The following is a 20,742-nucleotide window of genomic DNA, read 5'->3' as shown; positions in this document are numbered from 1 at the left end:
TTTTTAACAAAAATTTTCACATTTAAGACCGAAAATGAATAATCATACAGAATTTTATTCTTTAAAAATCACAAAAAAAGCTTCAGAATTATCTGAAGCTTTTTTAAAATTATGATCTTTTATATTTATTTTTTATCAAAAGTTCCTGTGTAAACAGAAGTTAATTTGTCTAAAGAAATGTATTTTTTGAACACTTCGTTTACTTGATTTACATTCAGAGCATCAACTTTTTTCTCTAAATTATCAAAATCATCAAAACTAATTCCGTTTAATAAATAGCCATTTGATAATCCTAATAATGTACCATCTGTACCTAAAGAAGTTGTACGACCGTTTTTCCAGCTAACGATATTTGTTTTTAATTCTTCAGCTGTGAAACCATCTTTCAATGCTTTTGCAACTTCTTCTTTCAATGCTTTTTCTACCGCTTCTCGTTTTGTAGGATTTAAGAATGCATAATATCCCCAAGATGCAACATCATTTTTAGGATCGCTTGGAATAGAAACATACGAACCTGCTCCGTAGCTAATACCTTCTTTTTCTCTTAAACGCATTGGAATACGTGCAGATAAGAAACCACCGCTACCAATCATTTCGTTTGCCATAACCATTGCTGCATAATCTGCACTTTCACGATTCATTTTGAAATTGATTGATCCAACAGCTGCTGCATTCTCTTTATCCGGTATGTTATATAACTTGTCTTCTTTTTTAGTTGCTGTAAAAGTAGGATATGCTTTTTCGTATTTAGATTTGCTATTCCATTTTCCAAAAGTATCATTTAATAATTTTTCAACTTTTGCTTTATCATTTGTTCCAACAACAGAAACAACACCGTTTTGAGCTCCTAAAATGTTTTTATAAAAATCAACTAAATCAGTTTGTTTAATATTTTTAATCTCATCTTTTAATTCACTAAAAGAAGCTGTATAAAAAATAGATGACTTTGGATAATTAGACGTTAAACGATTAATTTCATTGAAAGCTAAAGCTTGTGGATCGTTTGTATTTGCATCTAAATAAGTTGTGTATTCATTTACAGATTTTGTTAATTCAGCTTGTGGGAACGTTGGCTCTGTAATAATTTGACGAACGATATCCATTGTTTTGTCTAATGAATTTTTGTACGTATTAACAGATACAGTTAATGTTTGTCCTCCGAATCTAAATCCAACAGAAGATTTTAAAGCATCTAATTGATCTTTGATTTGTTCTTTCGTTAGATTTTTTGTTCCAGACATTAACAATTCAGCAGTTAATTGACCAATCATTCCTTTATTTGCTAAATCTTTTTCATTCGAAACTGGTAAATTAAAGGATAAAATAACTTTTTCGCCTTTTATTTCTTTATCGATGATTCCGTATTTTAATCCATTATTTACTTTTCCTTCAGCATAATGTGCTTTTAGATTTTTGATCGAAGCTTCGAAAGGTTTTGCCTCTTTTTCAACAGCACGACCTTTGTAATTCGAAACTAATTCAGTGATCTGTTTATTTGTTAATTCTGCAGGTTTTACACGAATTTCATCTTTTGTCGGGATAAAAGCTCCGACAGTTCTATTATTTGCTCTAAAATATTTTTCAGCAACACGTTTAATGTCCTCTTTTGTTACTTTCTCAATATTATCACGGTATAAGAATCCTAAACGATAATCACCAGCACCTACAATTTCAGTTAAACCAATTGCATAATTAATGGTATTATTTTTCTGATTTTCGATGTTTTTTATGATGTTTGCTTTTGCACGTTGCACATCTTGATCAGTATAATTAATTTTTGCAACCTTATCTAACTCTGCACGAATATCATTTTTCGTTTGCTCGATATTTTTCTCTTTCGGGATTTCAGTTCCGATGTAGAAGAAACTCGCATCACGAACTTCTGGACTATAAGCCCAAATAGAAGCAATTTTGTGCGTGTCGACCAACGATTTGTATAAATAACCAGAAGGATCTGAAGTTAAGATATTGTTTAAAACATTAATTGCAGCGTAATCTTTGTCACTATAAGCCGCAACGTGATACATTACACCAACAGATTGCGAATCTCCTGCACGTTTTATTTCAACAAATTTTTCTCCATCCTGAGCTGGTTCAACTGTTAAGATTTCGTCTAAAACACGAGTTGGTTTTGGAATTGAAGCAAAATATTGATTTACATATTCAATTGTCCTTTTCTCATCAAATTTTCCAGCAATAATTAATGTAGCATTATCTGGTTGATAATATTTTTCGTAAAATTTACGTAATTGAGGTGTTTTTACACGCTCGATATCTTCTTTAGAACCGATCGTAGATTTTCCGTAATTGTGCCATAAATATCCAGCAGAAATTACACGTTCCATTAAAACACTTGAAGGATCATTTTCTCCGATTTCAAATTCATTGCGAACAACAGAAAATTCTTTATCTAAATCTTCTTGTTTAATTGTAGCATTAATCATTCGGTCAGCTTCCATCTCTAAACTCCAACGTAAATTTTCGTCACTTGAAGGGAAAACTTCGTAATAATTTGTACGATCATAATATGTTGTTCCGTTAGCGCGACCTCCTTTATCTGATAACATTTTTTTGATATCACCAAGGTTTTTCGTCGATTTAAATAACATATGCTCTAATAAATGCGCCATTCCTTTTTCTCCGTAACCTTCATGTTTAGATCCTACATTGTACACAATGTTTACAACAACATTACTTTGAGATTGATCTGGAACTAAAAGTACTTGTAGCCCATTAGATAATTTGTATTCTTTTATTCCTTCTACTTGCGTCACAAAAGTTGCGCTTCCAGATTTAGTTTGAGCCATTAAGTGAGACGAATTTGCAAAGGCAAAAACGAGGCATAAACTTAGTAAAGTTTTTTTCATGTATTAATTTTTAGTGTTATATAAAATTACGAATATATTTAATAATCTATTCGTTAGACGTAAATTGTATGGTGTAAGTTACAAATCTTTTGTTAAATTTGTGATGCAACAAACAAAAGAAATGGAAACAAAAGAGGTAAATAAAATTACTTTCGAAGAGTTTAAAAGTCAAATCATTAGTGATTATAAGACGGCTTTTATGTCTCGTGAAGTAAGTCTTTTAGGGAGAAGAGAGGTACTTACTGGGAAAGCAAAATTTGGAATTTTTGGTGATGGAAAAGAATTACCACAAATTGCAATGTCAAAGGTATTCAAAAATGGAGATTTCCGTTCAGGGTATTATCGCGATCAAACATTTATGTTCGCTATTGGTCAATTAACAGTTGAACAATTTTTTGCACAATTATACGCTTTAACAGATTTAGAGAAAGAACCTTCGTCTGGAGGTCGTCAAATGACATCTCATTTCGGAACTCGTTCTTTAAATGAAGATGGTTCTTGGAAAAAATTAACAGAACAAAAAAATTCGAGCTCAGATATTTCACCTACAGCTGGTCAAATGCCACGTTTGTTAGGTTTAGCACAAGCTTCAAAATATTTTAGAAATGTTCCTCAAGCAGATGAAGAACAACAATTTTCTGTAAGCGGAAACGAAATCGCTTTCGGAACAATTGGTGATGCAAGTACATCTGAAGGTCATTTTTGGGAAACGATTAACGCAGGTGGAGTTTTGCAAGTACCAATGGTAGTTTCTATTTGGGACGATGGTTACGGAATTTCTGTTCCAGCAAAATTTCAACGTACAAAATCTAATCTTTCTGAATTATTATCAGGTTTCGGAAGAACAGAAAACGAAAGAGGTTACGAAATTATTACAGTAAAAGCGTGGGATTATCCTGCTTTGATAGAAGCATATACTCGTGCAGAAAGATTTGCGCGTGAGCATCATATTCCGTGTATTGTACACGTACAAGAATGTACACAACCACAAGGACATTCGACATCTGGTTCGCACGAACGTTACAAATCAGAAGACCGTTTGGCTTGGGAAAAAGAATATGATGGAATTGCAAAATTCCGTGAATATATTTTAGCATTTGCTGATCATTCAGAAGCAATTATTTCTGCTGAAGAATTAGATCAATTAGAAGCAGAAGTTAAAACCGAAGTTAAAAATTCTCAAAAACAATGTTGGGATGATTATTTGAATCCAATTTTAGATTTAAAAAATCAGGCATTAGATTTATTAATAAAAATAGCTTCAGAAAGTTCAAATGGAGCATTTATTAACATCGAAATTAGTAATCTTAAGGCAAAGAAAAGTCCATTTAAACGTGATGTTTATGGAGCTGTTCGTAAAGTTATTCGTTTAACTCGTTCTGAGAATTTAAGTTCAAAAACTGAATTAATTTCTTGGTTGGATACGAAAATGAAACGTGAAGAAGAAATTTATTCGACGAAATTAGTTTCAGGTACAGCAACTCAAGTTCCGCAAGTGAAACCTGAGTTTGGTGATAATCCAGAATTAGAAGATGGTCGTGTGATTGTTCGTGATAACTTTGATAAAATTTTCGAGAAATATCCAAAAGCATTAGTATTTGGTGAAGATGCTGGGAATATTGGTGATGTAAACCAAGGTTTAGAAGGTCTTCAAGCTAAATATGGAATCGATCGTATTTCAGATACTGGAATTCGTGAAGCAACAATTCTTGGTCAAGGAATTGGTTTAGCAATGCGCGGTTTACGTCCAATTGCAGAAATTCAGTATTTAGATTACATCCTTTATTGTTTACAAGGAATTTCTGATGATTTAGCAACTGTTTTATATCGTTCAAATGGTGGTCAGAAAGCTCCAGTAATAATCAGAACGCGTGGTCACCGTTTAGAAGGTGTTTGGCATTCTGGTTCACCAATGGGAGGAATCTTAAATTTGGTTCGTGGTGTAAATGTTTTAGTTCCTCGCGATTTAACAAAAGCAGCAGGTTTTTATAATACATTGATGCAAGCAGACGAACCAGCAATTGTTGTAGAAAGCTTAAACGGCTACCGTTTGAAAGAGCCTGCACCAACAAATATTGGGGCATTTACAACACCAATTGGTGAAGTAGAAATTACAAAAGAAGGTAAAGATGTAACGTTGTTAACTTATGGATCTACATGGAGAATTGTAATGGATGCAGCAAAAGAATTGGAACAATTAGGGATTTCTGTAGAAGTAATTGATGCACAATCTTTATTACCATTCGATATCAATGCAGATGTAGCGAAAAGTTTATCAAAAACAAATCGTTTAGTGATTGTCGATGAAGATGTTCCTGGTGGAGCAAGTGCGTTCTTGTTACAAGAAATTATCGAAAAACAAGGTGGTTACTTTACATTGGATAGTGCACCATTGACGATTACAGCGAAAGCGCATCGTCCTGCATATGCAACGGATGGAGATTATTTCTCAAAACCTTCTGTTGATGATATTACAGAACAAGTTTATGAATTGATGCGCGAAGCGAAACCAAACGAGTTTCCTGCTTTGTACTAAAAAATAAATTTTAGAGTTATATAAGCGTATGTCTTTGCAAAAAGGCATGCGCTTTTTTTGTATTTTTATCAATCAAAATAGTAATGAAAATGAAATTCTATTCGATTATACTTTGTCTTTTGACTTCAATTCTTTTTGGACAATTTCAAGACGTAATACCACCAAAGAATATCAAGACGATTCAAATTTTTAATCCGCAGACAAATGATAATACACCAATTATTAGATTAGGATCTGGTGAAAGTTTGTTTTTTCTTTTTGATGATATCAATGCAGGTTATAAGCGTTATCAATATTCTATTGAGCATAGAAATGCAGATTGGAGTGAGTCAAATATTTTTCAATCCGAATTTCTAAATGGTGTAAATGCAGATTATGCGCGTACATATAAGAATTCATTCAATACATATCAAAAATATACAAATTATCAGATTCAATTTCCAAACGAGCAAATGAATGTAAAATTAGCTGGAAATTATATTTTGAAGGTTTATTTAGATAACGATTCAAATCCAATTTTCACGAAAAGATTTGCCGTTTATCAACCGATTACAGATGTTGGAGTGATGGTTTCTCGTTACAATAATCCAACTATAAAAGAATTGAATCAACGTTTACAAGTTCAAGTTTCGAGTGGTACACAGAATTTGACAGAAGTTCCTGACGGAGCAAAATTATTTTTAATGAAAAATAATAATTGGAACGAAGGTTATTTTATAAACCGTCCATCTTTTTCTCGACCAAATCAATTAACCTATAATGACACAAGTACGTTGTTTGAAGGTGGAGCAGAATACAATTGGTTTGATAATAAGAATTTGGAAGTTCCAAGTATGACAACCGAAAAGACTTTCAGAAAAGATAGTGTTTACCACACTGTTTTGCGCGTTGATATTCCGAAATACAATTTGCCTTATGATGATTATCCAGATATTGATGGTAATTTTTATATTCGAAATAATCGTTATGGAAACGAATATGCAGCAAATTCGGAGGCAGATTATTCGTGGGTGTATTTTGCTTTAGATGCTTTCGAAGATCAAAATGGGTTGTATGTACCTTATGTTGTGGGGGCTTTTAATAATTGGAATATTGATGAAAATTCTAAATTAGAGAAGGATGATTCTGGGCTTTGGGTAACCGAATTGTTTTTGAAACAAGGTTATTACAATTATCAATACGTAGTAAAAAATACTAAAACAGGAAAAATAGATCCAAGTTATGTAAGTGGAAGTTTTTGGCAAACCGAAAATCAATACCAAGCTTTATTTTACTATCGCCCTTGGGGACAACGTTATGATGTTTTAATGGGATACGGCTCTGGAAATTCGAGGAGATAAATAATTAACTTCTCAAAATTTTTTCCATTGCTTTACCTTTAGCTAATTCATCAATCAATTTATCTAAATAACGAATTTTTTGCATCAACGGATTTTCAATTTCTTCTACTCGGTAACCGCAAATTACACCTTTTATTTTTTCAGCATTTGGATTAAACTTCAGAGCATTTTCAAAAAAATCTTGAAAATTGGTTTTATTCTGTAATATTTGATCTAAATCAGTTTCCGAATAACCTGTTAACCAAAAAATAATTTCATTTACTTCGCTTTTTGTTCGTTCCTTTTTTTCTGCTTTTGTAATATAATGTGGATAAACACTCGCAAAAGACATTTCGATTACACGTTGAAAATTTTTGTCATTCATGGATTAATTTTTAATTGATAGGATTAAAAGGATTTAAATATCGATAAATCTATTGAGAAAATCTCACTATTTTCACTGAATATCTGCTTTGAATTTTTAATTAAATTTGAGTATGAAATTTAACTTCAATTTTTTCATCTTAATTACATTATTTTTTTTGGTTGGATGTAATTCCGAAACCAAGAAATCTCCAATAGATTTTTATTACTGGCGAAGCAATTTTTCGATTAATGAAACGGAAAAGAAAGTTTCAGATTCGCTAAAAGTAGAAAATGTTTACGTTCGTTTTTTTGATGTGGATAAAAAGGCGAATAAAATTTCTCCGGTCGGAATTATTCAAAACTTTGATGCAACAAAACTTCATGTTAATTATATTCCGACTGTTTTTATTACCAATCAAACTTTTCTGAATTCATCAAAAGATCAAATCAAGACATTAGCAAAAGATGTGTATAATTTTTTGAGTGAAACAGCTGAAAGAGGAAACTTAAAAAGTTTTAATGAAATTCAAATAGATTGCGATTGGACAAAATCTACTCGCGAAAATTATTTTATGTTTCTGTCAGAATTGAAACATATTTCGGGCAAAAAACTTTCTGCAACTTTACGCTTACATCAAGTGAAATTTAAAGAACAAGAAGGTGTTCCGCCTTTAGATAAAATGGTTTTGATGTGTTATGCAACAGCAAATCCAACTGATCAATCTGAAAATAATTCGATTTTAGATTTAAAAATAGCCAAAGATTATTTGAAAAATTTAAACGATTATCCTATTAAACTAGATGTAGCTTTACCTATTTATTCGTGGGCGATTTTAACGAATCATCTCGGGAAAATAAAGTTAATCAATTCTTTTTCGGAGCAAGATTTGATAGGAAAACCTGTGAAGGAAATTAGAAAAGGTTTTTACGAAGTAGAAGATGATTTTTTTGTTCGAAATTTTTTTGTTAGCAAAGGTTTTACCATAAAAGTTGAAACAATTTCTCCCGAATTATTAGTTGAAACAAAATCGTTTATCGATACTAAACTACCATACAATTATCGTTTGATCTATTATCATTTAGATTCAAAATTTTTAAATACAATACCAAACCAATTATGAAAAAAATAGTACTTACTTTATACTTAACTTTTGGTTTAACCAAAGCATTTGCTTGCGCAGATGGAGGCGGAGAAGATTATTACTACTATAATTTGTTTTCGCAAACGTTAAGCGAAGCGCCACAATATCAACCATTTTTGATGACTTTGGATAATCCATATTATACGATGGATGCAAATCAGAAAAATGATAATATTCTCGATTGGCAAAAAACGTTGGGAATTGGTTATCAACAAGCATATAATTTGGTTTTTAAAGCATCGAAACAAGAAGTAGATTCGATGATTAAAAATGGAAAATCAACAAATTCTAAGTATAATTTTGCGACTGCAGATTGGGTAAGTAAGAACAAACAACAATTACTTTATTTATCGTATGCCAAATATTTAGAGCCTTACATGGCATTTTATTACATAGATAATGGTGAATGGTCGTATGTGGATCGTCCAGAAAAGAATGTCAATAATTTGAATTATAAAAAAGTGCTTGATGTTTTAAAGAAAAGTTGGAATGCCGAAACAGATAAAGAATTGAAAATTCGTTACGGTTATCAACTGGTTCGTTTTGCACATTACTTCCACGAATATAAAGATGCGATTAATTATTTTAATATGTATGTGGCATCACAAGGAATTAAAAACTCAATGTATTATTATGCGTTAGATCAAAAAGGAGGTGCAGAGCGAGCTCTTGGAAATTATATTCAAGCAAATTATGATTTTTTTGAAGTTTTTTCTCATTCGAATGATCGAAAAATGAGTGCTTATCAATCGATGAATGTGACACAAGATTTGGATTATGAAAAAATGTTAAACAATGCCAAAACGAATCAAGAAAAGAATGACTTGTATTTGTTGATTGGGTATAATAATTTCTCTAATCCGTTAGCACCAGCCAAAAAAATTATTGCAAATGATGTAAATGCTCCACAAGCGAGAATATTATTTGCGCGTTCTATAAATTTGATCGAGCGTCAATATTTGCAACAAAATCCCGAAGATTATTATTGGAGTTCGACGCAAGAGCGAAAAAAATATACGGATTTGTATTTGCCAGTTAAGACAAGTAATGGTTATTACAGCAATCCTGATGAGAATTCGAAAGATGATATTCAGATTAGTGAATTAATTGCATTAGCAAAATCTCAAGCAACGAAAGCAAATGATAAAGAGTATTGGAATTTATCGGTTGCTTATTTGAATTTATTGAACAAAAATTTTAGTGAAACAAAAACATATTTAGCAAAAGTAAATTCAACATCGAAAGAATTTCAACAACAGAAAAAAGTGATCGAAATTTTGTTAGAAATCTTCGAGCAAAAGAAAATTACAGATAGTTTTGAGAATCAATTGATGACAAAATACGCGTCAATTTTGAATTATGAATACCCAAAATTACCTGAAGATGTGTATAGTTATTCTAATGAAGATGATCAGAAAATGAATCTAAAAAATGTCATTTTAGACGTTTTGGCAAATCGTTTTTATTTGCAAGGCGATAAAGGAAAAGCATTTTTGATTCATAATGAAATTACTCAATTAGGTTCAAATCCAGATTGGGTGATTATAAATGATTTGGATAAATTGGATAAAAAATCGAATAAAACAGCTTTCGAAAAATATTTGATTAATACAAAAGTAAAATCGAGTTCATGGGATTGGAGAACAGAAAAATCGAAAGAAATTCAGTTCAAATTATCAGATTATCTAGCCGATTTCAAAGGAACATTGTATTTAGGCGAAATGAAATTTGATTTGGCGAAGAAAGAATTTGAGAAGATTGATCAAAAATATCATACGTCAGAAAGTGCTTATTTTGTTTATGATTACGATTATACAACAGAAAAAGAAAGCAAAACTTGGGTAGAAAATCAGTTTGATGGCTATCATAATATCACGAATAAAATTTTTGGCTATAATAAAATTGAGTGTTTTAACTGTGACGAAAATCAAGTAATTGCAATACCTTATTTGAATGAATTTAAATTCATCAAACCAAAAATGTCAAAATTAGAATTGACAAATGCAATGATTGAATTGAATAAAATTGCGAAAAAGGATAACGAGGAAGGTGCGAAAGCGAATTATTTGTTAGGAAATTTTTATTACAACACGACAACTTTGGGCTATTATCGTTACTTGTTAACATTTGATCGTAACAATGAAAATGGACCAAAATATAACAATTATGGAGAAGAGTATAGCGCGACAAATAATTTCTTTTACAAAAGTTTTGGTTGGGGAGGAAACTATGTGGACAATTTTACACCTTCTGAAAATTATTTGAAAAAAGCTTTCGATTCGACAAAAGATAAAGAAATGAAAGCCCAGCTTTTATTTGCGTTGTCTAAGAATGAACAAGGAAGATTTTATAATGCAAAAGATCCTGTATTGAAACGTTTGTACGAAAATCAATATGATAACGAAGATAAAATTTTGGCTTTTAAAGTCGCAAATTATCGTTCAAATTTTAAAAACTTGAAACAATATTCAGATACAAAAACGTATCAAGAAATTAAATCCAATTGTAAATATTTCGATTATTACACAAATAATTTTTAATCATATTAACGCTTCTAATTTTAGGAGCGTTTTTTGTGATGTGATTTTTGACTTAAATAGACTATTATGAAATGTTTTGTAACTCAAAAACCAATTAATCGCTACGAAGCTGTAAAAGGAAAAGAAATTCAACAAGAAATTTTTAAATTAATTCAACATGATTATCCAACTATAACTGAAGAAGATTATATTTCGATTAAAGTATTGAACAAATATCGACGTCAATTTTTTGCTAATTTAATTTCGCAAGAAAAAGGTGAAATGGAAAAACTGGATCAAGATGTGGTAGAAGCAATTCGTGATAATTCAATTCTTTCTGAAAATATCAAAGAAAATTCAACAAAACCATTGACAACAGGAGATCGAATTGCAGATAAAGTAGCATCTTTTGGAGGAAGTTGGACGTTTATTATTTCGTTTTTTATTTTTTTATTGGCTTGGATGTTTCTTAATTTTTGGATGTTACACAACAAAGGTTTTGATCCGTATCCGTTCATTTTATTGAATTTGATATTGTCTTGTTTAGCGGCTATACAAGCACCAATTATTATGATGAGTCAAAATCGTCAAGAAGATAAAGATCGTGATAGAGCCGAACATGATTATAAGATTAACTTGAAAGCTGAATTGGAGATAAAATTATTAAGCGAAAAAATTGATCATTTATTGGTTCATCAAAATAAAAAATTATTAGAAATACAGGAAATGCAGATTCAATATTTAGAAAATATTGAAAAACAAATCATGTATACAAAAGATAAAAAAGAGAATAAACCAAATGAATAGTAACAATAGAGTTTTGATGTAAAAGCAACAAGAGACTTAATTATTCAAACTAAAACATTTCCATTTATTTTTCTTAAATTTGAACTTTGAAAAGTATAAACAAACAAAATAATCAAAATGTCAAAATCATTTGCTCAAATTCCTCAAGCTGTTAACGAAGAGGTAAAATCATATGCTCCTGGTTCACCAGAGCGTGCGCAATTATTAGACGCATACAAGAAAATGTTTAATGAGGTAACTGAAGTTCCTCAATACATTGGTTCTGAAGAAATTTTTTCAGGAAATAAAAAAGAAATTCGTCCTCCTCATGATCATCAAAAAGTTGTTGGTTATTTCCACGAAGGAACTCAAGACGATGTAAAAAAAGCGATTGATACAGCTTTGGCTGCAAAAGAAGCTTGGGTTGCAATGCCATGGGAAGATAGAGCGGCAATTTTCTTAAAAGCTGCAGATTTAATTGCTGGACCTTACCGTGCAAAATTAAACGCTGCAACGATGATAGGTCAATCTAAAAATGCAATGCAAGCAGAAATTGATTCAGCTTGTGAGTTGATTGACTTTTTACGTTTTAACGTACAATACATGACAGAAATTTATGCAGATCAACCAATTTCTTCTCCAGGAATTTGGAATCGTGTAGATTATCGTCCATTAGAAGGATTTACTTTCGCAATTACTCCATTCAATTTTACTGCAATCGCTGGTAACTTACCATCTTGTATGGCTTTGATGGGGAATGTTGTTGTTTGGAAACCTTCTGATAAACAAACTTTAGCTGCTAAAGTAACAATGGAAGTGTTCAAAAAAGCTGGTTTACCAGATGGTGTAATCAACATGATTTTAACGGATGGAGCAGAAACTGCAAAAACAGTTTTAGAACACAAAGATTTCGCAGGTTTACACTTCACAGGTTCTACAAAAGTTTTCAATACATTGTGGAAACAAATTGGTGATAACATCAATAATTACAGAACTTATCCACGTATCGTAGGAGAAACAGGAGGAAAAGATTTCGTAATGGTTCATAAATCTGCTTGTCCAACAGAAGTTGCTGTAGGATTAGTTCGTGGAGCATTCGAATACCAAGGACAAAAATGTTCTGCTGCTTCTCGTGCTTACATTCCATCTAACTTATGGAACGAAGTTGAGAAACAAATGAAAGAAATGTTAGCAACTGTTACATTAGGATCTCCAGAGGATTTCTCTAATTTCATGACAGCTGTTATTGATAAAAACTCTTTCGAAAAATCTAAAGCATACATTGATCGTGCACAAGCATCTTCAGAAGCTGAAGTTGTAATTGGTGGTACTTATGATGATTCAGTTGGATATTTTGTTCAACCAACAGTTATCAAAGCAACGAATCCTAAATATGAATCAATGGTAGAAGAAATCTTCGGACCTGTATTATCAGTTTATGTTTATGATGAAAATGAATTCGAAGCAACTTTAAAATTAGTTGACGAAACTTCTGCTTACGCATTAACAGGATCAATTTTCGCAAAAGATCGTGCTGCTGTAGAATTAGCTGCTAAAGCATTGAAAAATGCTTGTGGAAACTTCTACATCAACGACAAACCAACAGGTGCAGTTGTAGGACAACAACCATTTGGTGGGGCACGTGCTTCTGGTACAAATGATAAAGCAGGTTCTGCAATGAACTTGTTACGTTGGACTTCTGTTCAAACAATTAAAGAAACATTTGTTCCTGCAAAAGATTACAAATACCCATTCTTAGAAAAATAATATTTTCGAGATATAAAATTAGAATAAGCCTTACATTTGTAGGGCTTATTTTTTTGGTATGAATGATAATTCGGAAAAAGCAATCAAAGCTTCGATTTTTAGTATAGTAGGAAACGCTTCTTTGGCTGGAATTAAGTTTTTGGCTGGTTATTTTGGGAATTCTTATGCCCTTATTGCAGATGCTATCGAGTCTTCGGCAGATGTTTTTTCTTCTATATTTGTTTTCTTTGGATTAAAATATTCTGCAAAACCTGCAGATGAAAATCATCCGTATGGACATGGAAAAGCAGAAGCGTTGATTACATTTTTGGTTGTTACCTTCTTAATTGTTTCTGCTATTATTATCGCAAAAGAGAGTATTACTAATATTATTACGCCTCATCATCAACCCAAACCTTTTACTTTATTGGTTCTTGGAGGAATTATTTTGTTCAAAGAATTATCGTTTCAATACGTGATGCGAAAAAGCGTCGAAACAAATAGTTCTTCTCTAAAAGCAGATGCTTGGCATCATCGTTCAGATGCAATTACTTCGTTGATGGCATTTATCGGAATATCAATTTCATTGGTAATGGGACCAGGTTGGGAAGCGGCGGATGATGTTGCAGCGCTTTTTGCCTCAAGTTTCATTTTATATAATGCGTATAAAATTCTTCGACCAGCATTGGGAGAAATTATGGATGAACAATTATATGAAGAAGAAATTGAACAAATTCGTGAAATTGCTTCGCATGTTCCTGGTGTTATGGCAACAGAGAAATGTAATGTGCGTAAAAATGGAATGAATTATTATGTGGATTTACATGCAATTGTAGACGGCTCTATTTCGGTAGTCGAAGGACATAAAATTAGTCACGATCTTAAAGATGCTGTACAAGTAGAAATGCCACAAGTAAAAGATGTCTTAGTGCATATAGAACCTACATTTGTTTCAGTTCGAGAATATTTTCGAAACAATCAAATAGAAGATAATCGAGTAGAGAAATAGTGATAAAATAAAAAAAGAGAAGCAAATTAACACTTCTCTTTTTTTTTGATTAATAAATCATCATATATATAAAAGTTCGATAATATTGTTAAAATAATTTGAAACCAATACCTGTACTGATTAACCAAGGATTAAGATCCACATCTGCTGGCACATAAACTTGTTTGTCTAAAGCTGCACCAACTGTAACATCTGTGTTTAAGTATAATTTTTTGACATCAACGTTCCAATATAATTTATCATTGATTTTGTAATCAAATCCTAGTTGAAAACCAAAACCAACTTTGTTTTCGTAATCAACATTTGTTACTGCTGCGTTTCTACCTTTTCCTGTACCTTCATCATAGAAAATTGTATAATTTATTCCTGCACCAACATATGGTTTCAAGTTTTTTGTAGGATACAAATGATATTGCACATTAAGAGTAGGAGGTAAAAGCATTACTCTTCCTAAATCTAAATTTCCTAAAGCAGTATTTACAGCTACAACTTCGTGTTTTGAAGTTCCTAAAATTAATTCAGCTGCAATGTTTTTTGTGATATAATAGGTAAAATCAATTTCTGGAATAAGGTTATTTGTAACCGCTACATTTCCGCCTATAGCATCAATTTTAGCATTTTCCATAGGAACTACACCTGTCGCTCTTACACGCATATGCAATTCACCTGCTTCTTGTCCAAATGAGATTGCAGATGTAAGGATTGCTCCTAATAGTATAAGTCCTTTTTTCATAATGTATCGTTTTATTTCTGAAACAAAATTCAGACTAATTTATCCGAATTAAAATGCGAAAAATCATTTCCTAAAATGACTTTGAACATTTGCTATTTTTCAAAATGTTTTTAACTTAAAGCCACTGATAATCAATTATTTTTATTCATTAAAAATAATCGCAAAAGAAAAACTATTCACTTAATAGAAATTTATTACTTTTGATGCTAAGTCATAAAAAAACAAAAAAAACTCAAAAAAATGGATTTCTTAGAAAATGAAAATTTATCATTAATCGCACAATCAGCACGAGATTTTGCAAAACAATACATTCAGCCCAATATTATGGAGTGGGATGAAGCTCAAATTTTTCCAGTAGAAATTTTTAAAGAACTTGGAAAGATGGGATTCATGGGAATTGTAGTTCCAGAAGAATATGGAGGAAGCGGTTTGTCATATGATGAATATGTATCTATCGTTGATGAAATTTCGCAAGTAGATCCTTCTATTGGTCTTTCAGTAGCAGCACATAATTCACTTTGTACAAATCATATTTTAGAATTTGGTAACGAAGAGCAAAAACAACGTTGGTTACCAAAATTAGCAACAGCAGAATGGATTGGTGCTTGGGGATTAACAGAGCACAATACAGGATCTGACGCGGGAGGAATGTCTACAACAGCTGTAAAAGATGGTGATGAATGGGTAATTAATGGAGCAAAAAACTTTATTACACATGCAATTTCCGGAGATGTAGCGGTTGTAATGACAAGAACAGGTGAAAAAGGAGCAAAAAATAATGCCACTGCTTTTGTAATAGAAAAAGGAACGCCAGGTTTTACATCGGGTAAAAAAGAAAATAAGTTAGGAATGCGTGCTTCTGAAACTGCAGAGCTTATCTTTGATAATGTACGTGTATCGGATTCAAATCGTTTAGGAAATGTTGGGGACGGTTTCAAGCAAGCGCTTAAGATTTTAGATGGTGGTCGTATTTCAATTGCTGCTTTATCGTTAGGTATTGCAAAAGGAGCGTATAAAGCGGCGCTAAAATATGCGCAAGAACGTCATCAGTTTGGTACTGCAATTGCAAATTTCCAAGCAATTAATTTTAAATTGGCTGAAATGATTACAGAAATTGAAGCTTCTGAATTATTAATTCGCAAAGCTTCTTATCTGAAAAATCATAAAAAACCAATGACAACAGAAGGTGCAATGGCTAAATATTATGCATCTGAAGCATGTGTTAAAATCTCGAATGAAGCGGTACAAATATTTGGAGGATATGGATATACAAAAGATTTCCCAGTAGAGAAATTCTACCGAGACTCTAAGTTATGTACTATAGGTGAAGGGACAACTGAGATCCAAAAATTAGTCATCGGAAGAAATATTTTGAAAGATTAATACAAAAGGATTTGTTTAATTACTAAAGAGTTGTATATTTGCCATCTCAAAAAGAAATAGATAAAATTATGTTGATTATACCAGTAAAAGACGGAGAGTCAATCGAAAGAGCTCTAAAAAAATACAAAAGAAAATTTGATAAAACAGGTGTTGTACGTCAGTTAAGAGCACGTCAACAATTTACAAAACCTTCTGTTACAAATAGAATTAAAATGAGTAGAGCAATCTACAAACAAGCTTTAGTTGCTAACGAAGAAGCATAAATTGCTGTTTTAAACAATATAAAGAATTAATTTCTGTTGACCTATTTATTAAAGTTGTAACTTTGATGAATAGGTTTTTTTATGGAATTTATTCAACTATTCTTAGATTATTTAGCGCTCGAGAAAAACTATTCTAGGCTAACAATCACAAGTTACAAAAGAGATTTAGACGATTTTGTTGAATTTTATCAACAAGAAGAGAATTCGTCAGATATTCAACTCGCAACAAAAAATCATATTCGCGCATTTGTCATGTATTTATCAGAATTAGAGAAATCTGAGAAAACGGTCAATCGCAAATTAAGCGCGCTTCGCACTTTTTATAAATATTTGATTAAAGAAAATCATCTTACGGTAAATCCAATCGAGCAAATTCATTCTTTAAAGCAAAACAAACAAGTTTTGGTTCCTTTTACTGAGACAGAATTAAATGATTTGCTAAATAATGATGAATTTTTTCCTGATACGTTTGAAGGAGTAAGAGATCGATTAATGATTGATGTAATGTATCAAACAGGAATTCGTCGAGCAGAATTAATAGGATTAAAAGAAAACGATATTGATCCTAATACGCTTTCTATAAAAGTTTTAGGAAAAAGAAACAAAGAGCGTGTAATTCCTATTTCTACTTTTTTATTAGAAGATATCGCAGTTTATAACACGCGTAAACATAACGAAATTACTCTACAATGTACGAATGTTTTTGTAACAGAAAAAGGAAAACCTTTGTACGATAATCTTGTTTATTCCAAAGTAAAATATTATCTTAGTCTTATAAGTGTAAAACATAAAAAAAGTCCTCATATGTTGAGGCATTCATTTGCGACCCATATGTTAGATTCCGGAGCAGATCTGAATGCAGTGAAAGATATTTTAGGGCATTCAAGTTTGTCATCGACTCAAATTTATACACATGGGAGTATAGAAAATTTAAAAAAAGTGTTTAACAAAGCTCACCCACGTGAGAACAAAAAAGAGTAATTATGACAATTAACTTTCAAGCAGTAAACTTCAACACTAAACCAGGTTTAGAGGAGTATTTAGAAAAAAAATTAGAAAAACTAGAAACTTTGTCAGACAAAATCATAGCAGCGAACGTTTCTTTCAAATTAGAAAATACTGCAGAAAAAAATAACAAGACGGTTGATATTAAGTTAGAAGTGCCAGGTGATGATATCGTTGTAAGTAAAACAGGACAGTCTTTTGAGGAATGTATTGATTTGTCGGTAGATACATTGAAAAAATTAATTATCAGAAAAAAAGAAAAAATTAGCGATAGATAAAAATTGAAGAATTGGTCGAAAAAAAAATCTTAAAAATTTGGTTAATTCAAAAAACAACGTAAATTTGCAGTCCGTTAAACAAACATATTTAGCGGACTGTTCTTTTAAATATTACTTTTAAAAACAAAATGCCGATGTAGCTCAGCTGGCTAGAGCAGCTGATTTGTAATCAGCAGGTCGTGGGTTCGAGTCCCTCTATCGGCTCTAAGTTTTTTTAAGAACAAAAAAAATAAGGCGGGGAGATACTCAAGCGGCCAACGAGGACGGACTGTAAATCCGTTGGTTTCACCTTCGCAGGTTCGAATCCTGCTCTCCCCACAAACTTAATTTTTAAAAATTTTTGTGGTTTAGGATTTAATCTGTAAATTTGCAAAGCTTTTTAGAAGTGAATGCGGGAATAGCTCAATTGGTAGAGCGTCAGCCTTCCAAGCTGAATGTTGCGGGTTCGAGTCCCGTTTCCCGCTCAAATTCTGGTTCGCCAGTATAGTTAATCTTTTAAGTAGTTGTTGAAACTCATTTAACCAAGGTTAACGCGAGTCAAAAATAAATATCTTTATATAAATCAAAAAGTGTATTTTTGCACTTGAAAATAATTTAAAGTTATTTTTTAAATTTAAGTATAACAATAGAAATTAATAAAAAGTAAAATGGCAAAGGAAACTTTCAACCGTAGTAAGCCGCACTTAAATATTGGTACTATTGGTCACGTTGACCACGGTAAAACAACTTTGACTGCAGCGATTACTAAAGTATTAGCTGATGCTGGTTTTTCAGAAGCAAAAGCTTTCGATCAAATCGATAATGCTCCAGAGGAGAAAGAGCGTGGTATTACAATTAATACATCTCACGTAGAGTATGAAACTGCTAACCGTCACTACGCGCACGTTGACTGTCCAGGTCACGCGGATTACGTAAAGAACATGGTTACAGGAGCTGCTCAAATGGATGGTGGTATCTTAGTAGTTGCTGCTACTGATGGTCCAATGCCTCAAACTCGTGAGCACATTTTATTATGTCGCCAAGTAAACGTTCCTCGTATCGTTGTTTTCTTAAACAAAGTTGATATGGTTGACGATGCTGAGTTATTAGAGTTAGTAGAAATGGAAGTAAGAGATTTATTATCTTCTTACGAGTATGACGGAGATAACACTCCAGTTATTCAAGGTTCTGCTTTAGGTGCATTAAATGGTGAGCCTCAATGGGTTGAAACTGTTTTGAACTTAATGAACAATGTTGATGAGTGGATCGAGCAACCAGTTCGTGATCAAGATAAACCATTCTTAATGCCAGTAGAGGATGTATTCTCTATTACAGGTCGTGGTACTGTTGCAACAGGACGTATCGAGGCTGGTGTAATTAACTCTGGGGAGCCAGTTGACATCGTTGGTATGGGAGAAGAAAAATTAACTTCTACTGTAACAGGTGTTGAAATGTTCCGTAAAATCTTAGATAGAGGTGAAGCTGGTGATAACGTAGGTTTATTATTACGTGGTGTTGATAAAACTGACATCCGTCGTGGTATGGTTATCGCAAAACAAGGATCTGTTAAACCACACAAAAAATTCAAAGCTGAGGTTTATATCTTAACTAAAGAAGAAGGTGGTCGTCACACTCCATTCCACAACCGTTACCGTCCACAGTTCTACGTACGTACAACTGACGTAACAGGGGAAATCAACTTACCAGAAGGAGTTGAGATGGTTTTACCAGGAGATAACTTAACTATTACAGTTGAATTATTACAACCAATTGCATTAAACGAAGGTTTACGTTTCGCAATCCGTGAAGGTGGACGTACAGTTGGTGCAGGTCAGGTAACTGAAATTTTAGACTAATTATAGTAAAAATATAATATAGAAGATGTGGTAATCTTCAATGATTACCACTCTTTTTATTCTACGGGCATAGTTCAATGGTAGAATAGCGGTCTCCAAAACCGTTGATCAGGGTTCGAATCCTTGTGCCCGTGCTAAATGAAAACGATATGAAAGTCGTACAATACTTTAAAGAATCCTTTGTAGAATTCAAAGAACATGTTACATGGCCATCTTTTTCTGATCTGCAAAGAGATACAATTATTGTTGCAATAGCTACAGTTTTGTTAGCTATATTTTTATATGCGGTAGATACAGTATTCACACAAGTGCTTAACTTTATTTACGGCGCTTTTTAGTTTATATAATATCCCGTTTAGTAATTAGAATCATGAGTGAAAAGAAATGGTATGTAATCAAGACTGTGGCTGGACAAGAGCTTAAAGTTAAGGATTATATTGAAAGAGAAATTCAGTACCAAAATTTGAATGATTATGTAGGACAAATTGTTGTTCCTATGGAAAAAGTGATTCAAATCCGTAACGGTAAAAAATATCAAAAGGAAAAAGTACATTTTCCTGGTTACATTATGATAGAAGCTGAACTTGTAGGAGAAATTCCTCACATGGTAAAGAATACATCAGGTGTAATTAGCTTCTTAAGTGCAACGAAAGGAGGTGATCCTGTACCAATGAGACAATCGGAAGTTAACCGTATGTTAGGTAAAGTTGACGAATTAGCAGAAAACGTTGATACAACATTAGGAATTACTTACATTGTAGGTGAAACGATTAAAGTAATCGACGGACCATTCAATGGTTTCAACGGAACAGTTGAAAAAATCATTGAAGACAAACGTAAACTTGAAGTGATGGTTTTAATCTTCGGACGTAAAACACCGCTAGAGTTAAGTTTTAACCAAGTTGAAAAGATTGTTTAATCTATCAACAATTAAAGTAGAAAATTTAGGCTGCTT

17 protein-coding genes and 4 tRNA genes are annotated in these 20,742 nt (G+C 32.2%); 18 read left to right on the top strand and 3 right to left on the bottom strand.

What is annotated here, in order from left to right; translation table 11 throughout:
* Positions 1-125 precede the first annotated feature (125 nt).
* Positions 126-2,867, bottom strand: coding sequence for a M16 family metallopeptidase (locus AC2I98_RS08860; protein WP_486411343.1), 2,742 nt, complete (start codon positions 2,865-2,867; stop codon positions 126-128).
* A 121-nt stretch (positions 2,868-2,988) separates the two neighbouring features.
* Here AC2I98_RS08860 and AC2I98_RS08855 point away from each other — a divergent pair, with 121 nt between their 5' ends.
* Together AC2I98_RS08855 and AC2I98_RS08850 are read left to right on the top strand one after the other, a co-directional pair.
* On the top strand, positions 2,989-5,403 hold the full coding sequence (locus tag AC2I98_RS08855; protein WP_486411342.1) for an alpha-ketoacid dehydrogenase subunit alpha/beta: 2,415 nt from the start codon (positions 2,989-2,991) through the stop codon (positions 5,401-5,403).
* 83 nt (positions 5,404-5,486) lie between these two features.
* On the top strand, positions 5,487-6,743 hold the full coding sequence (locus AC2I98_RS08850; protein WP_486411341.1) for a type IX secretion system plug protein: 1,257 nt from the start codon (positions 5,487-5,489) through the stop codon (positions 6,741-6,743).
* A 4-nt stretch (positions 6,744-6,747) separates the two neighbouring features.
* Here the strand turns inward: AC2I98_RS08850 and AC2I98_RS08845 are convergent, their stop codons facing one another.
* Positions 6,748-7,107 (bottom strand): DUF2200 domain-containing protein, encoded by a 360-nt coding sequence (locus AC2I98_RS08845; RefSeq protein WP_486411340.1) that lies wholly within the window; start codon positions 7,105-7,107, stop codon positions 6,748-6,750.
* Between the two features lie 112 nt (positions 7,108-7,219).
* Here AC2I98_RS08845 and AC2I98_RS08840 point away from each other — a divergent pair, with 112 nt between their 5' ends.
* The 5 genes from AC2I98_RS08840 (at position 7,220) to AC2I98_RS08820 (ending at position 14,290) form a co-directional block, all read left to right on the top strand.
* Positions 7,220-8,209, top strand: a complete 990-nt coding sequence (locus AC2I98_RS08840; protein WP_486411339.1) for a hypothetical protein — start codon at positions 7,220-7,222, stop codon at positions 8,207-8,209.
* On the top strand, positions 8,206-10,770 hold the full coding sequence (locus AC2I98_RS08835) for a hypothetical protein (RefSeq protein WP_486411338.1): 2,565 nt from the start codon (positions 8,206-8,208) through the stop codon (positions 10,768-10,770). The genes AC2I98_RS08840 and AC2I98_RS08835 overlap by 4 nt, the downstream gene beginning before the upstream one ends.
* A 66-nt stretch (positions 10,771-10,836) precedes the next feature.
* Positions 10,837-11,556 carry a DUF1003 domain-containing protein gene (locus tag AC2I98_RS08830; protein ID WP_486411337.1) on the top strand — a complete coding sequence of 240 codons (720 nt, stop codon included), beginning with the start codon at positions 10,837-10,839 and terminating at the stop codon, positions 11,554-11,556.
* Positions 11,557-11,673: 117 nt separating this feature from the next.
* Complete coding sequence (gene pruA, locus AC2I98_RS08825; protein WP_486411336.1) at positions 11,674-13,302, top strand: L-glutamate gamma-semialdehyde dehydrogenase; 1,629 nt, start codon at positions 11,674-11,676, stop codon at positions 13,300-13,302.
* 58 nt (positions 13,303-13,360) lie between these two features.
* Complete coding sequence (locus AC2I98_RS08820) at positions 13,361-14,290, top strand: cation diffusion facilitator family transporter (protein WP_486411335.1); 930 nt, start codon at positions 13,361-13,363, stop codon at positions 14,288-14,290.
* An 88-nt stretch (positions 14,291-14,378) separates the two neighbouring features.
* Here AC2I98_RS08820 and AC2I98_RS08815 read toward each other — a convergent pair whose 3' ends face one another.
* Entirely contained in the window at positions 14,379-15,023 is a 645-nt protein-coding gene (locus AC2I98_RS08815; protein ID WP_486411334.1) for an OmpW/AlkL family protein, read from the bottom strand.
* A 240-nt stretch (positions 15,024-15,263) separates the two neighbouring features.
* Here AC2I98_RS08815 and AC2I98_RS08810 point away from each other — a divergent pair, with 240 nt between their 5' ends.
* From AC2I98_RS08810 to nusG, 11 genes are all read left to right on the top strand, one after another.
* A complete protein-coding gene (locus AC2I98_RS08810; RefSeq protein ID WP_486411333.1) occupies positions 15,264-16,406 on the top strand; it encodes an acyl-CoA dehydrogenase family protein in 1,143 nt (380 codons plus the stop codon).
* Between the two features lie 68 nt (positions 16,407-16,474).
* Positions 16,475-16,669, top strand: a complete 195-nt coding sequence (gene rpsU, locus AC2I98_RS08805; RefSeq protein WP_486411332.1) for a 30S ribosomal protein S21 — start codon at positions 16,475-16,477, stop codon at positions 16,667-16,669.
* Positions 16,670-16,750: 81 nt separating this feature from the next.
* Positions 16,751-17,650 carry a tyrosine-type recombinase/integrase gene (locus tag AC2I98_RS08800; RefSeq protein ID WP_486411331.1) on the top strand — a complete coding sequence of 300 codons (900 nt, stop codon included), beginning with the start codon at positions 16,751-16,753 and terminating at the stop codon, positions 17,648-17,650.
* A 2-nt stretch (positions 17,651-17,652) separates the two neighbouring features.
* The gene (gene hpf, locus AC2I98_RS08795) at positions 17,653-17,952 is read left to right on the top strand and encodes a ribosome hibernation-promoting factor, HPF/YfiA family (RefSeq protein ID WP_171622823.1); all 300 of its coding nucleotides are present in this window, start codon (positions 17,653-17,655) and stop codon (positions 17,950-17,952) included.
* 130 nt (positions 17,953-18,082) lie between these two features.
* Positions 18,083-18,156: transfer RNA gene (locus tag AC2I98_RS08790), tRNA-Thr, on the top strand.
* A gap of 32 nt (positions 18,157-18,188) precedes the next feature.
* A tRNA-Tyr gene (locus tag AC2I98_RS08785) sits at positions 18,189-18,270 on the top strand.
* A gap of 73 nt (positions 18,271-18,343) precedes the next feature.
* Positions 18,344-18,416: transfer RNA gene (locus tag AC2I98_RS08780), tRNA-Gly, on the top strand.
* Between the two features lie 183 nt (positions 18,417-18,599).
* Complete coding sequence (gene tuf, locus AC2I98_RS08775) at positions 18,600-19,787, top strand: elongation factor Tu (protein WP_486411330.1); 1,188 nt, start codon at positions 18,600-18,602, stop codon at positions 19,785-19,787.
* A gap of 63 nt (positions 19,788-19,850) precedes the next feature.
* A tRNA-Trp gene (locus tag AC2I98_RS08770) sits at positions 19,851-19,921 on the top strand.
* Between the two features lie 15 nt (positions 19,922-19,936).
* Positions 19,937-20,125, top strand: a complete 189-nt coding sequence (secE, locus tag AC2I98_RS08765; RefSeq protein WP_486411329.1) for a preprotein translocase subunit SecE — start codon at positions 19,937-19,939, stop codon at positions 20,123-20,125.
* Between the two features lie 32 nt (positions 20,126-20,157).
* Entirely contained in the window at positions 20,158-20,706 is a 549-nt protein-coding gene (gene nusG, locus AC2I98_RS08760) for a transcription termination/antitermination protein NusG (RefSeq protein ID WP_486411328.1), read from the top strand.
* Positions 20,707-20,742 lie beyond the last annotated feature (36 nt).

The organism is Empedobacter sp. EJD.6dd, from assembly GCF_057369435.1.
The sequence above is the reverse complement of the archived record's forward strand: the minus strand, read 5'-3'. Positions and strand labels throughout refer to the sequence as shown.

What these genes read in the sequence shown, in the direction of transcription:
- AC2I98_RS08835 (WP_486411338.1), top strand. Translation starts at nt 8,206, where the DNA reads ATGAAAAAAATAGTACTTACTTTATACTTAACTTTTGGTTTAACCAAA.
- AC2I98_RS08830 (WP_486411337.1), top strand. Translation starts at nt 10,837, where the DNA reads ATGAAATGTTTTGTAACTCAAAAACCAATTAATCGCTACGAAGCTGTA.
- tuf (WP_486411330.1), top strand. Translation starts at nt 18,600, where the DNA reads ATGGCAAAGGAAACTTTCAACCGTAGTAAGCCGCACTTAAATATTGGT.
- AC2I98_RS08850 (WP_486411341.1), top strand. Translation starts at nt 5,487, where the DNA reads ATGAAAATGAAATTCTATTCGATTATACTTTGTCTTTTGACTTCAATT.
- AC2I98_RS08800 (WP_486411331.1), top strand. Translation starts at nt 16,751, where the DNA reads ATGGAATTTATTCAACTATTCTTAGATTATTTAGCGCTCGAGAAAAAC.
- AC2I98_RS08840 (WP_486411339.1), top strand. Translation starts at nt 7,220, where the DNA reads ATGAAATTTAACTTCAATTTTTTCATCTTAATTACATTATTTTTTTTG.
- AC2I98_RS08810 (WP_486411333.1), top strand. Translation starts at nt 15,264, where the DNA reads ATGGATTTCTTAGAAAATGAAAATTTATCATTAATCGCACAATCAGCA.
- nusG (WP_486411328.1), top strand. Translation starts at nt 20,158, where the DNA reads ATGAGTGAAAAGAAATGGTATGTAATCAAGACTGTGGCTGGACAAGAG.
- rpsU (WP_486411332.1), top strand. Translation starts at nt 16,475, where the DNA reads ATGTTGATTATACCAGTAAAAGACGGAGAGTCAATCGAAAGAGCTCTA.
- AC2I98_RS08855 (WP_486411342.1), top strand. Translation starts at nt 2,989, where the DNA reads ATGGAAACAAAAGAGGTAAATAAAATTACTTTCGAAGAGTTTAAAAGT.
- AC2I98_RS08860 (WP_486411343.1), bottom strand. Translation starts at nt 2,867, where the DNA reads ATGAAAAAAACTTTACTAAGTTTATGCCTCGTTTTTGCCTTTGCAAAT.
- AC2I98_RS08815 (WP_486411334.1), bottom strand. Translation starts at nt 15,023, where the DNA reads ATGAAAAAAGGACTTATACTATTAGGAGCAATCCTTACATCTGCAATC.
- hpf (WP_171622823.1), top strand. Translation starts at nt 17,653, where the DNA reads ATGACAATTAACTTTCAAGCAGTAAACTTCAACACTAAACCAGGTTTA.
- pruA (WP_486411336.1), top strand. Translation starts at nt 11,674, where the DNA reads ATGTCAAAATCATTTGCTCAAATTCCTCAAGCTGTTAACGAAGAGGTA.
- secE (WP_486411329.1), top strand. Translation starts at nt 19,937, where the DNA reads ATGAAAGTCGTACAATACTTTAAAGAATCCTTTGTAGAATTCAAAGAA.
- AC2I98_RS08845 (WP_486411340.1), bottom strand. Translation starts at nt 7,107, where the DNA reads ATGAATGACAAAAATTTTCAACGTGTAATCGAAATGTCTTTTGCGAGT.
- AC2I98_RS08820 (WP_486411335.1), top strand. Translation starts at nt 13,361, where the DNA reads ATGAATGATAATTCGGAAAAAGCAATCAAAGCTTCGATTTTTAGTATA.